The organism is Streptomyces corynorhini, from assembly GCF_003346515.1.
Classification (GTDB): Bacteria; Actinomycetota; Actinomycetes; order Streptomycetales; family Streptomycetaceae; genus Streptomyces; species Streptomyces corynorhini.
On the sequence record NZ_QQNA01000140.1, the window covers coordinates 47313 to 60217 of the forward strand.

The 12905-nt window shown below is 71.4% G+C and carries 9 protein-coding genes; 8 read left to right on the forward strand and 1 reads right to left on the reverse strand.

Translation table 11 applies throughout. The annotated features are described in order from the left end of the window. Window positions 1-20: 20 nt before the first annotated feature. Window positions 21-2315 (forward strand): MMPL family transporter, encoded by a 2295-nt coding sequence (locus tag DVH02_RS18385; RefSeq protein WP_114624905.1) that lies wholly within the window; start codon window positions 21-23, stop codon window positions 2313-2315. A gap of 69 nt (window positions 2316-2384) precedes the next feature. On the opposite strand, the gene DVH02_RS18390 is transcribed toward DVH02_RS18385, so the two are convergent. Beyond that, window positions 2385-3296, reverse strand: a complete 912-nt coding sequence (locus DVH02_RS18390; RefSeq protein ID WP_114624906.1) for a sugar phosphate isomerase/epimerase family protein — start codon at window positions 3294-3296, stop codon at window positions 2385-2387. Between the two features lie 250 nt (window positions 3297-3546). Here DVH02_RS18390 and iolC point away from each other — a divergent pair, with 250 nt between their 5' ends. The 7 genes from iolC to DVH02_RS18425 all read left to right on the forward strand — a co-directional run bounded on the left by iolC (window position 3547) and on the right by DVH02_RS18425 (window position 12831). Next, complete coding sequence (gene iolC, locus DVH02_RS18395; RefSeq protein WP_114624907.1) at window positions 3547-4632, forward strand: 5-dehydro-2-deoxygluconokinase; 1086 nt, start codon at window positions 3547-3549, stop codon at window positions 4630-4632. Further along, window positions 4629-5522 (forward strand): Cgl0159 family (beta/alpha)8-fold protein, encoded by an 894-nt coding sequence (locus DVH02_RS18400; RefSeq protein WP_114624908.1) that lies wholly within the window; start codon window positions 4629-4631, stop codon window positions 5520-5522. Before iolC ends, DVH02_RS18400 begins: the two co-directional genes overlap by 4 nt. A 16-nt stretch (window positions 5523-5538) precedes the next feature. Further along, window positions 5539-6420: a 5-deoxy-glucuronate isomerase gene (gene iolB / locus DVH02_RS18405; RefSeq protein WP_114624909.1), complete on the forward strand. Its 882-nt coding sequence runs from the start codon at window positions 5539-5541 to the stop codon at window positions 6418-6420. Beyond that, complete coding sequence (gene iolD, locus DVH02_RS18410) at window positions 6417-8561, forward strand: 3D-(3,5/4)-trihydroxycyclohexane-1,2-dione acylhydrolase (decyclizing) (protein ID WP_114624910.1); 2145 nt, start codon at window positions 6417-6419, stop codon at window positions 8559-8561. Before iolB ends, iolD begins: the two co-directional genes overlap by 4 nt. Before the next feature lie 13 nt (window positions 8562-8574). After that, window positions 8575-10074 carry a CoA-acylating methylmalonate-semialdehyde dehydrogenase gene (mmsA, locus tag DVH02_RS18415; protein WP_114624911.1) on the forward strand — a complete coding sequence of 500 codons (1500 nt, stop codon included), beginning with the start codon at window positions 8575-8577 and terminating at the stop codon, window positions 10072-10074. Between the two features lie 583 nt (window positions 10075-10657). Further along, the gene (gene asnB, locus DVH02_RS18420) at window positions 10658-12499 is read left to right on the forward strand and encodes an asparagine synthase (glutamine-hydrolyzing) (protein WP_114624912.1); all 1842 of its coding nucleotides are present in this window, start codon (window positions 10658-10660) and stop codon (window positions 12497-12499) included. A gap of 143 nt (window positions 12500-12642) precedes the next feature. After that, window positions 12643-12831, forward strand: coding sequence for a YegP family protein (locus tag DVH02_RS18425; RefSeq protein WP_114624913.1), 189 nt, complete (start codon window positions 12643-12645; stop codon window positions 12829-12831). The last annotated feature ends 74 nt before the right edge of the window (window positions 12832-12905 follow it).

Genomic DNA, 12905 nt, shown 5'->3' on the forward strand with positions numbered 1-12905 from the left:
GGTGAAGGGGACACCGCACGATGTCCGAAGTCAACACGGGATCGCGTCTGGGGGGCTGGACCCGGTTCGTCACCGCGCGCCCGAGGTTGTCCCTGCTGCTCACCCTGGTCATCACGGCACTCGCCGTGTTCGCGGGAAGCGGCGTCGCCGATCGTATGGGCAGCGGTGGCTGGGCGGCCCCGGACGCCGAGTCGACCTACGCGACCAAGGCGCTGGAACGCGAGTTCCCCGCCTCCCAGCCCAATCTGCTGCTCCTGGTCGACAGCGGAAGCCGCGGTGTCGACGACCCCGCCGTGGCCGCGGCGGCGGGGCGGCTCACCGAGCGGCTCGCGGCGGAGAAGGGGATCACCGGAGTCGGGTCCTACTGGCAGACCAAGGCTCCCGCGCTGCGCGCCGAGGACGGGCGGGAGGCACTGATCGCGGCGAGGATCCAGGGGGACGAGAAGAGCGCGGCGGCGGTCCTGGACCGGATAGCCCCCGACTACCGCGGAACGCAGGGAGTCCTGAAGGTCGCGGTCGGCGGGCCCATCGCCGTCCAGCACGAGATGCAGGAGACCATCCAGGAGGACCTCCTGCGGGCCGAGATGATCGCCCTCCCGGTCACGCTGGTACTGCTGGTGATGGTCTTCGGCAGCGCGATCGCCGCCCTGCTGCCCCTGGGCGTCGGCATCGTCGCCATCCTGGGGACGAACGCGGTGCTGCGCGGGCTCACCGAGATCACCGATGTCTCGATCTTCGCGCAGAACCTCACCACGGCCCTCGGGCTCGGACTGGCCATCGACTACGCCCTGTTCATCGTGCGCAGATTCCGCGAGGAGCTGGCCGGGGGCGCGGAGGTGCGGGACGCCCTGGGGATCACACTGCGCACCGCCGGCCGCACGGTGCTGTTCTCGGCGCTGACCGTGGCGGTCTCCCTGGCCGCCATGATGGTCTTCCCCCAGTACTTCCTGCGCTCCTTCGCCTACGCGGGGATAGCCGTGGTCCTGCTGGCCGCGGCCGCCGCGCTGATTCTGCTGCCGGCCGCACTGATGCTGCTGGGCCACCGGGTCAACGCCCTGGACCTGCGGCGGCTGCTGCGCCGGGGCCGGCGTACGGCGGAGTCGACGGAGCGGGCCGCCGCCGAGGAAGGAGCCGGCTGGGGGCGTGTGGCGAAGCTCGTGATGCGCAGGGCGCCGTTCTTCGCCCTCGGTACGACCGCCGTCCTCGTCCTGCTGGGACTGCCCTTCCTCGGGGCCGAATTCGGCACCGCCGACTACCGGCAGCTTCCCGCGAGCGCCAACTCCCGGATGGTTCAGGAAGAGATCAGGGACGGCTTCCCCGGCAACCCCGGCGGCGGACTCGAAGTGTTCACGGAGGGCTCGGCCACCGCTGCCCAATACGCCGACTACCGCACCCGGATAGCGGCCCTGCCCGACGTACTGCGCGTCGACGGGCCCGTCACCTCCGGCGCGCACGGATATTTCACGGTGCTGCCGAAGGGGGAGGCGGTCAGCCAGGACACCCAGCAGCTCGTCAAGGACATCCGCGCGGAGCCCGCGCCCTTCGACACCTCGGTCACGGGCACCGCCGCCATGCTGGTCGACTCCCAGCGAGCCATCGCCGACCGGCTGCCGTGGGCGCTGGGCATCATCGTGGTGGTCACCCTCGTGCTGGTCTTCCTGCTCACCGGCAGCGTGCTGATACCGATCCAGGCGGTCGTCCTCAACGCGCTGAGCCTCACGGCCATGTTCGGCGCCATGGTGTGGGTCTTCCAGGAGGGCCATCTCTCCGGACCGCTCGGATTCACGTCCACCGGAGACATAGAGACGACCGTGCCGGTCGTGATGTTCTGTGTCGCCTTCGGGCTCTCCATGGACTACGGGGTCTTCCTGCTCTCCCGGATCAAGGAGGAGTACGACCGGAGCGGTGACCAGGAAGGCGCGGTGGTCTTCGGCGTCAGCCGGACCGGCGGACTGATCACGGCCGCGGCGGTCATCCTCGCCGTCGTCATGGTGGCGATAGGCACCTCACGGGTGACCAACACCAAGATGCTGGGCCTCGGCCTCGCCCTGGCGGTCCTCATGGACGCGATGGTGGTGCGCAGTCTGCTGGTCCCCTCCGTCATGAAGCTGACAGGGAAGGCGACCTGGTGGGCGCCGGGGCCGCTGCGCCGCTTCCACGACCGGTTCGGCCTGAGCGAGAGCGGCGGCCCGGCGCCCGCGCCCGAAGCGCCCCGGGACCCTCCGGTCGGCGAACCGGACCGGGACGCGGACTCCGACCGGAACGTGGACTCCGACCGGGACGCGGACCCCGACCGGGACCGGGCGCGGGTCTGACGACGGAGGACAGGGGCAGGGCCAGGGGGCGCTGACGACGTCGGCCGGCGCGGGGGCCGCTCTGCGGGCCTACGCGCCGCAGCCGCGCAGGAAGCGGCGGGTGCGGGTGGCGATGGGCAGCGGCTTGTCGGGCGGGCACGGGTACATGTCCTGCTCGACGATGGCGAACAGATCCACGCCGAGCCGCTGCGCCGCCGCCAGGACCGGCTCCAGCGCGGGAACGCCGGACGGCGGCTCGCACATCACGCCACGGCCGACGGCCGGTCCGAACGGCACCCCGTTCGCCACGACACCCGCCAGGATCTCCGGGTCCACCTGCTTGAGATGGAGGTAGCCGATCCGCTCACCGTACGTCTCGATCAGCTTGACGCTGTCGCCGCCGCAGTACGCGTAGTGCCCGGTGTCCAGACAGAGCGAGACCAGCTCGGGATCGGTCGCGTCGAGGAAACGGCTGACGTTCTCCTCGCTGTCGATATGGGTGTCGGCATGCGGGTGGACGACGACGCTCAGCCCGTACCGGTCCCGTACCTCGCGGCCGAGGCGCTCGGTCTGGGCCGTCAGGTCACGCCACTGACCGGCGGTGAGCGTGCGGTCCTCCAGGACCTCGCCGCTCTTGTCGTCCCGCCAGAAGGACGGGATCACCACCAGATGCTCCGCGCCCATCGCCCGGGTGAGCGCGGCGATGTCCGCGACATGGTCCCAGGTCTTCTCCCAGACGGCGGGGCCGTGGTGCAGCCCGGTGAAGACCGTCCCGGCGGAGACCTTGAGCCCGCGCCGGGCGGTCTCCTCGCCCAGCCGCCCGGGATCGGAGGGGAGATAGCCGTAGGGCCCCAGCTCGATCCACTCGTACCCGGCCGCGGCGACCTCGTCGAGGAAGCGGTGCCAGGGGACCTGCTGGGGATCGTCGGGAAACCACACACCCCAGGAGTCGGGGGCCGACCCGACCCGGATACGGCTCAACGTGGGCACGGAGGAGGTCATACCGGTCAGCTTTCCGGCCGTCAGGAAACAGTGTCAAGACTTCGTCCGGATGTAAGGACAAAATATTGACAGGGCTCCGGCGAGACCAGCAAGGTGGTGTTCGGCACCGGACCCTGCCCCGGACCGGCACCCGTACCGGACCCGTGCGCGGTCCTGCCGGGCCGCTCTGCCCGGCTCCGGCTCCGGCCCCGGCTCCGGCCTGGACCCGGGTGCTGGAATGGGGCCGACCGTCGCATCCGAAGGGACACGTATGCCCGTGCCGTACGACGTGATCACCATGGGCCGGATCGGCGTCGACCTCTATCCACTGCGGATCGGGGTCCCGTTGGCGCAGGTCGAGACCTTCGGCAAGTTCCTCGGCGGCTCCGCGACGAATGTCGCTGTCGCGTCCGCGAGACTGGGGCGCCGCGCCGCCGTCATCAGCCGTACCGGCCAGGACGCCTTCGGTGACTACGTCCATCAGGCGCTGCGCGAGTTCGAGGTCGACGACCGCTGGGTGACCGGCGTCGAGCGGTATCCGACCCCCGTCACCTTCTGCGAGATCTTTCCCCCGGACGACTTCCCGCTCTACTTCTACCGGCAGCCCAAGGCTCCCGACCTGGAGATCCACCCGCGTGAACTGGACTTCGACGCGATCAGGTCCGCCCGGATCTTCTGGATGACCGGTACCGGGCTCTGCGTCGACCCCAGCCGTTCCGCCACGCTCGCCGCCCTGGAGGCGCGCGCGAAATCGGGGATCACGGTCTTCGACCTCGACTGGCGCCCCATGTTCTGGCCAGAACGGCCCACCGCCGCTCCCGCCGCTCCCGCTGGTTCCGCCGCTCCCGCTGGTTCCGCCGCGCCCGCCGCCCCTGCCGCTGGTTCCGCCGCTCCCGCCGCGCCCGACACCCCCGACCCGCGCGAGCTGTACGCGCGGGCCCTGCGGCACGCCACCGTCGCCGTCGGAAACCTGGACGAGTGCGAGGTCGCCGTCGGCGAGCGCGACCCCGAGGCCGCCGCGCGGGCGCTGCTGGCCGCCGGGGTCGAGCTGGCCGTGGTCAAGCAGGGCCCCAAGGGCGTGCTCGCCCTCCACCGGGACGGCACGCGCGCCGAAGTGCCGCCCGTGCCCGTCGATGTCGTCAACGGACTGGGCGCGGGGGACGCGTTCGGCGGCGCCCTCTGCCACGGGCTGCTGGCAGGCTGGGACCTGGAGCGCCTCATGCGGTACGCCAACGCGGCGGGCGCCCTCGTCGCGGGCCGGCTCGCCTGCTCCTCCGCGATGCCGTACGACAGCGAGGTCACGGAAGTCCTCGCGGCGGGCCGCGTCCCGGAGCAGGACACCGGGAGCCTCCGGTGAGCCGCGTCGACGTGACCGAGCTGGTCCGGCTCCGTACGCACCACCCCGAGGCCGTCGCCGAGGCCGCCGCCCGCCGCGTGCGACGGCCGCTGCTGCGCTCCACCGGTGGGTCCACCGGCCGGTTGATGATCATCGCCGCCGACCATCCGGCGCGCGGCGCCCTCGCCGTCGGCAACAGCCCGCTGGCCATGGCCAACCGTCACGACCTGCTGGAACGGCTCTGTCTCGCCCTGTCGCGCCCCGGCGTCGACGGCGTCCTGGCCACCGCCGACATCCTGGACGACCTGCTGCTCCTCGGCGCCCTGGAGGACCGTGTCGTCGTCGGCTCGATGAACCGCGGCGGCCTCGCCGGAGCCTCCTTCGAGCTGGACGACCGGTTCACCGGGCACCGCCCCGAAGACCTCGCCCGGCTCGGCTTCGACGCGGGCAAGCTGCTGCTCCGTATCGACTACGACGACCCCGGCTCCCTCGACACCCTCCACACGGCGGCCCGCGCCGTCGACGCCATGGCGGAGCGCCGACTGCCCCTCTTCGTCGAGCCGTTCCTGTGCCGCCGCGTCGAGGGCCGCCTCCGTACCGACCTGAGTGCCGAAGCCGTGACGCGCTCGATCGCCGTCGCCTCGGGGCTCGGCGGTACCTCGGCGTACACCTGGCTGAAGGTTCCCGTCACCCGGGACCCCGACGACATGGCGCGGGTGATGGAGACCTCGACCCTGCCGGCCGTCCTGCTGGGCGGCGAGATCGGGGACGACCAGGAAGGCGCGTACGAGAAATGGCGCACGGCGCTGCGGCTGCCCACCGTCCAGGGGCTCGTCGTGGGCCGCTCACTGCTCTATCCGGCGGACGGGGACGTGGCCGGGGCCGTCGACACTGCGGTCGGACTCCTCTGAAGGGTACGGAGACCTCATGACAACGAAACCGTACGAGGGCCACGTGCCCGCGGGAGCCTCCGCCGCCGGGCCCTACGCGCTGGACATCGGCCCCGAACGGGCCGGCTGGTCGCACAGCGGTCTGCGCGTACTGGAACTGGCGCCGGGCGCCGCCCACTCGCTGGACACGGGGGACAGCGAGTGGATCGTGCTTCCGCTCACGGGTGGTTGCACCGTGCACACCCAAGGTGAATCCTTTGAACTGCAGGGCAGAGAAAGCGTTTTCGGCGGAGTCACCGACTTCGCCTATCTACCGCGCGACGCCCATGCGCAGATCGCCTCCGGTGCGGGAGGCCGTTTCGCCCTGGCAGGAGCGAAGTGCGAGCGAAAGCTCCCCGCTCGCTACGGCCCCGCGCCGGAGGTTCCCGTCGAGCTGCGGGGCGCGGGCGACTGCTCCCGGCAGGTCAACAACTTCGCCGCCGCCGGAGTCTTCGCGTGCGACCGGCTCATCGCGGTCGAGGTGCTGACGCCCGGCGGCAACTGGTCCTCCTACCCGCCGCACAAACACGACGAGGACCTCCCCGGCGTCGAGTCCGAGCTGGAGGAGATCTACTACTTCGAGGTCGAGGACGGCGGCGTCGGCTACCACCGGGTCTCGCCGTCCCGCCCCGGCGGCACGGACCTGCTCGCCGAGGTCCGAACGGGGGACACCGTCCTCATCCCGGACGGCTGGCACGGCCCGTCCATCGCCCCGCCCGGCCGCGACATGTACTACCTCAATGTGATGGCGGGCCCCGGGCGGACCCGGGAGTGGCTCATCAGCGACCACCCCGAGCACGGATGGATCAGGGACACCTGGCCCGCGCTCGGCGTCGATCCGAGACTCCCGCTGTACGGAGCGGAGGCGAGCGCACGATGACCACGGACCCCGACCTCACCGGCCCCGGCGCCCCCGACAACGCCGCGGACGCCCTCGGCTCCGATGCCCGCCGCCCTGATGCCCGCCGCGCCGACGGCCTCCGCCCCGCCACCCGCCGACTGACCGTCGCCCAGGCGCTGATCCGTTTCCTCTCCCGGCAGTACACGGAACGCGACGGCCACAGGCAGCGGCTCATCGCCGCCACCTGGGGCATCTTCGGGCACGGGAACGTGGCGGGCATCGGCCAGGCCCTGGTGGAGGCCGCCCCGGACATGCGGTACCTGCAAGGACGAAACGAACAGTCCATGGTCCACGCGGCCGTGGGCTACGCCCGCCAGAGCACTCGTCTCTCCGCCCACGCCGTGACCACCTCCATCGGTCCGGGCGCCACCAACCTCGTCACCGGCGCCGCTCTCGCCACCATCAACCGCCTCCCCGTGCTGCTGCTCCCCGGCGACACCTTCGCCACCCGCCCCGCCGATCCGGTGCTCCAGCAGCTCGAAGTCCGGTCCGCGGGGGACGTGTCCGTCAACGACGCGCTGCGGCCCGTCTCCGCGTACTTCGACCGGGTCAGCCGCCCCGAGGCCCTGATCCCGGCCGCGCTGGCGGCGATGCGGGTGCTCGGCGACCCCGCCGAGACCGGAGCCGTCACCCTCGCCCTGCCGCAGGACGTACAGGCGGAGGCGTACGACTGGCCCGAGGAGTTCTTCGCCGAGCGGATCTGGCGGGTCCGGCGGCAGGCGCCGGACCCGGACGAACTGGCGGACGCGGTACGGCTGGTACGGGCGGCGCGCCGTCCGCTGATCGTCGCGGGCGGCGGCGTCCATTACAGCGCGGCCGAGGAAGCGCTGGCCGCGTTCGCCGAGACGACCGGTATGCCGGTCGCCTCCACGCAGGCGGGCAAGGGGTCGCTGCGCCACGACCATCCCGCCGATGTCGGCGGCATCGGCCACACCGGCAGCGCCACCGCGGACGATCTGGCCAGGACGGCGGACCTGGTGATCGGCGTCGGCACACGCTGGTCCGACTTCTCCACCGCCTCGGCCACGCTGTTCCAGAATCCGGCGGTCCGCTTCCTCAACCTCAACGTCACCGGCTTCGACGCCCACAAACTCGCCGCCCACCCCCTGGTGGCGGACGCCCGTACCGCCCTCCAGCAGCTCGCCGCGGGACTGACCGGCCATCGGGTCGATTCCGCCTACACGGCGGAGTTCCGCGAGGGCAAGGCCCGTTGGGAGGAACGAGTCCGGACCGCGTTCACCGGCAGTGCGGCAGAGCCCGCCGACGGCCGGGCCGGGGGTAGCGGGACCGGGCACGAGAAGGCCGGGAGCGGCGGGGCCGGGGACGAGAAGGCCGCCGACGTCAGGGCCGGGGACGGGAAGACCGGGGGCGGCGGCGCCGGGGATCTCGTACGGCCCGCCCAGGAACGGCGGGATGCCGTACGGCCCACCCAGGCCCAGGTCCTCGGCGTGCTCGACGGGCTCGTCACCGACGAGGACATCCTCATCAACGCCGCCGGATCGCTCCCGGGCGATCTCCACAAGCTGTGGCGGGCCCGCTCGCGCGACCAGTACCACGTCGAATACGGCTACTCCTGCATGGGATACGAGATTCCGGCGGCCATCGGCGTCCAGCTCGCGGCGCCGGACCGGCCGGTCTGGGCGCTCGTCGGGGACGGTACGTATCTGATGAACCCCACCGAGATCGTCACGGCGGTCCAGGAGGGGCTGCCCGTCAACGTCGTGATCCTCCAGAACCACGGCTACGCCAGCATCGGCGGCCTGTCCGAGACGGTCGGCGCCGAACGCTTCGGGACGGCCTACCGGTTCCGCGCCGCCGACGCCACGTACACCGGCGCCCCGCTGCCCGTCGACCTCGCGGCCAACGCCGCCTCGCTCGGCCTGCGGACGATCCGCGCGAAGACCGTCGATGACCTGCGCGAAGCCCTGGCGGAGGCGCGCGCCCACGACGGTCCCACATGTGTCTACGTGGAGACCGAAACGGCAGACACAGTGTCGGGCGTCCCGCCGGCCCAGGCGTGGTGGGATGTTCCCGTGGCCGAGACCGCGACGCGTACGTCCGCCGTCTCGGCCCGCGAGGAGTACGAACGGTTCGCAGCAGCCCGTCGCCGCCATCTGTGAGGGAGAACGAAGAATGAAGACCGTCAATCACTGGATCGGTGGCAAGAGCGTCGAGGGCGCGTCGGGCAACTGGGGGCCGGTCACCGACCCGGCGACGGGCGCGGTCACCACCCAGGTCGCCCTCGCGTCCACCGAGGAGGTCGACAGCGCGGTGTCCGCCGCGAAGGCCGCGTACGCGACCTGGGGGACCTCCTCGCTCGCCCAGCGCACGGCGGTCCTCTTCCGGTACCGGGCGCTGCTCGACGCGCGCCGTGACGACATCGCCGCGCTGATCACCGCCGAGCACGGCAAGGTGCACTCGGACGCGCTGGGCGAGGTGGCGCGCGGTCTCGAAATCGTCGAGCTGGCCTGCGGGATCACCACCCAGCTCAAGGGCGAGCTGTCCACCCAGGTCTCCAGCAGGGTCGATGTCTCCTCGATCCGCCAGCCGTTGGGCGTCGTCGCGGGCATCACCCCGTTCAACTTCCCGGCGATGGTGCCGATGTGGATGTTCCCGCTGGCCGTCGCGTGCGGCAACACCTTCGTACTCAAGCCCAGCGAGAAGGACCCGTCGGCGGCCAACCTGCTGGCGGAGCTGGCGGCGGAGGCCGGACTGCCGGACGGGGTGCTCAACGTCGTGCACGGCGACAAGGTGGCGGTGGACGCGCTCCTCGCGCACCCGGACGTGGCGGCGGTCTCCTTCGTCGGCTCCACGCCGATCGCCCGCTACATCCACACGACGGCCTCGGCCAACGGCAAGCGCGTGCAGGCCCTCGGCGGCGCCAAGAACCACATGCTGGTCCTGCCGGACGCCGACCTCGACGCGGCGGCGGACGCGGCGGTCTCGGCCGCGTACGGCTCGGCGGGGGAGCGGTGCATGGCGATCTCGGCCGTGGTCGCGGTCGGCGCCATCGGCGACGAACTGGTCGCCAAGATCCGCGAGCGCGCGGAGAAGATCAAGATCGGCCCCGGCGCCGACCCCGCCTCGGAGATGGGCCCGCTCATCACCAAGGCCCACCGTGACAAGGTGGCCGGCTATGTCACGGGCGCGGCGGCCCAAGGCGCCGAAGTCGTCCTGGACGGCACGGGATACACGGTCGAGGGCCACGAGGACGGCCACTGGATCGGCCTGTCCCTGCTGGACAAGGTCTCCACCGACTCCGACGCGTACCGCGACGAGATCTTCGGACCGGTGCTCTGCGTGCTCCGTACGGAGACGTACGAGGAGGGCGTCGGTCTCATCAACGCCTCGCCGTTCGGCAACGGTACGGCCATCTTCACCCGCGACGGCGGCGCCGCCCGCCGCTTCCAGCTGGAGATCGAGGCGGGGATGGTCGGCGTGAACGTGCCGATCCCCGTCCCCGTCGGCTACCACTCGTTCGGCGGTTGGAAGGACTCCCTCTTCGGGGACCACCACATCTACGGCAATGACGGCGTGCACTTCTACACGCGCGGCAAGGTCGTCACCACGCGCTGGCCCGACCCCTCCGACACGTCGGCGGGGGTCGACCTGGGCTTCCCGCGCAACCACTGACCCGAGGACGAGACACCCCGGGGGAGCGCCCGACTCGGCAGCGCTCCGGCACCGGCCCGGCACCACCCCCGGCAGCGCTCCGGCACCACTCCCCCCAGCAGCGCTCCGATACCACCCCCGGCACTGGCCCGGCACCACCCCCAGCAGCGCTCCGGTACCGGATCAGCAGCGCTCCGGTACCGATCAGCAGCGGTCCGTACGGCACATCCGCCGTACGGGCCGCTGCGTCGTTCGTACCGGTTGGTGAAGTCTTTGCCGTTGGCCGGATCGTGGTACTCCGGCCGTCGGCCGCCCTCCGCAGGGGCTTCCCACCACGGCGGGAGCCCCCGGCCCGGGGCTTGCCGCGGTCCGCGCCCTCTCCCTTTGCCGTCTTTGCCCCGTGCCGTCCGCAGGCCGAAACACAGAAGGCGCGTAACCGCCGGTGTTACGGCCGCGTTGACCCTTCGCAGTCGCATGACTCACGCTCGTTATATAGATGCTGGATACAACTGATCCGGCCCGGGGCCCCGTCCTGCCATGGATCCGTCGTGGGCCATGGCCTCCGACCTGCGCTCGGTCTGGAATCGGAAGCAGGAGGACACACATGTGTGGCATCACCGGCTGGGTCTCCTTCGACCGTGACCTGCGATCCGCCTCCAGCACATTGGATGCGATGACGGAGACGATGTCCTGCCGCGGTCCCGACGACCGCGGCACCTGGATCAGCGGCCCCGTGGCGCTCGGCCACCGTCGGCTGGCCATCATCGACCTGCCCGGCGGGCGGCAGCCGATGACGCTGGACACTCCGGAGGGCACTCTCGCGCTCGTCTACTCGGGCGAGACGTACAACTTCACCGAGCTGCGCAGGGAACTCACGGACCGGGGGCACCGGTTCACCACGAGTTCCGACACGGAGGTCGTCCTGCGCGGATACCTCCAGTGGGGCGAGGAGGTCGCGGAACGGCTGAACGGGATGTACGCCTTCGCGGTCTGGGACGGCCGGCACCAGAAGCTGGTGATGATCCGGGACCGGATGGGCATCAAGCCGTTCTCGTACTACCCGACCCCCGACGGGGTTCTGTTCGGTTCCGAGCCCAAGGCCGTGCTCGCCAACCCGCTCGCCCGCGCGCGCGTCGGCGTCGACGGCCTGCGCGAACTGTTCGCCTTCGTCAAGACGCCCGGCCACGGGGTGTGGGACGGCATGTACGAGGTCGAACCCGGAACCGTCGTCACCGTGGACCGCTCCGGCCCGCACCGGCGCGTCTACTGGTCCCTGGAGACCCGGCCGCACACCGATGACCTGGGCACGTCGGTGGGGCGTGTCCGTACGCTCCTCGACGACATCGTGCGGCGTCAGCTGGTGGCGGACGTACCGGTCTGCACCCTCCTCTCCGGCGGGCTCGACTCCTCCGCCATGACGGCGCTGGCCGCGCGGCGGCTGGCCGAGGCCGGTGAGACCGTACGCAGCTTCTCCGTCGACTTCGCGGGCCGTACGGAGAACTTCGTCGCCGACGCGTTCCGCGCCACCCCCGACACCCCCTTCGTGCACGATGTCGTTCGCGCCTCGGGCACGGAGCACCAGGACATCGTGCTCGACTCGGTGGCGCTGGCGGACCCCGAGGTGCGTACGAAGATGATCAGGGCCCGCGATCTCCCCATGGGGCTGGGGGACATGGACTCCTCCCTCTACCTGCTCTTCAAGGCGATCCGGCAGCACTCCACGGTCGCGCTCTCCGGTGAGTCGGCGGACGAGGTCTTCGGCGGGTACCTCCAGTTCTTCGACGAGCGCGCGCGGAAGGCCGACACGTTCCCCTGGCTCGTCGAGTTCGAGCAGCACTTCGGGGACGACGCGGGGGTGCTGCGGCCCGAGGTGAACCGCAGCATGGACCTGCCCGCCTTCATCCACGACAGCTACGCCACGGCCGTCGCCGGTATCGAGCGGCTGGGCGGCGAGAGCGACTTCGAGTACCGGATGCGTACGATCTGCCATCTCCATCTGACCCGCTTCGTGCGGGTACTGCTGGACCGGAAGGACCGCGCGAGCATGGCGGTGGGGCTGGAGGTGCGGGTGCCGTTCTGCGACCACCGGCTGGTCGAGTACGTGTACAACACCCCCTGGTCGTTCAAGTCCTTCGACGGCAGGGAGAAGAGCCTGCTGCGGGAGGCGACGGCCGACCTCCTGCCGCGGTCGGTGTACGACCGGGTGAAGAGTCCGTACCCCTCCACCCAGGACCCCCAGTACGCGACCGCTCTCCAGGAGCAGACCAGGGAACTGCTCGCCCGCCCCACCCACCGGGTCTTCGACCTGGTGGACGCGGCCAGGATCAGGCGCATCGCGGAGTGCGACACGCCGCAGAACAGCACGGCCTCGCGGCGCGGCATGGAACGCACGCTGGACCTCGCGCTCTGGCTGGACCTGTACAACCCGGAGATCACGCTGACGTGAGCGAGGGCCCTCGCCCGCATCGGCAGGGGCCCGGTGCGGGCAATGGGGTGAAGCGGACCCACGGACGGGCCCACAGCGCGAGCCGGTCCCACGCTGTGGGTGGTTTATATGACAGGGGGTCCGTACGAGAAAGGGATGACCCAATGGCAGGCCACTTCGAGCTGTACCAGGACAAGTCCGGGAAGCACCGTTTCCGCCTCAAGGCGGGCAACGGCGAGATCATCGCCGTCGGCGAGGCGTACAACAGCAAGGCGTCGGCCGAGAAGGGCATCGCCTCGGTGAAGGCGAACGCGCCGGAGGCGCCCGTGAAGGACCTGGAGACGGGGAAGTAGCGGCCCCGCCCGCGAAAGCCTGCCCCCCGGCCGCCTGTCACCCCGCCACCTGACCGCTTCGCCCCGCCCCGGCC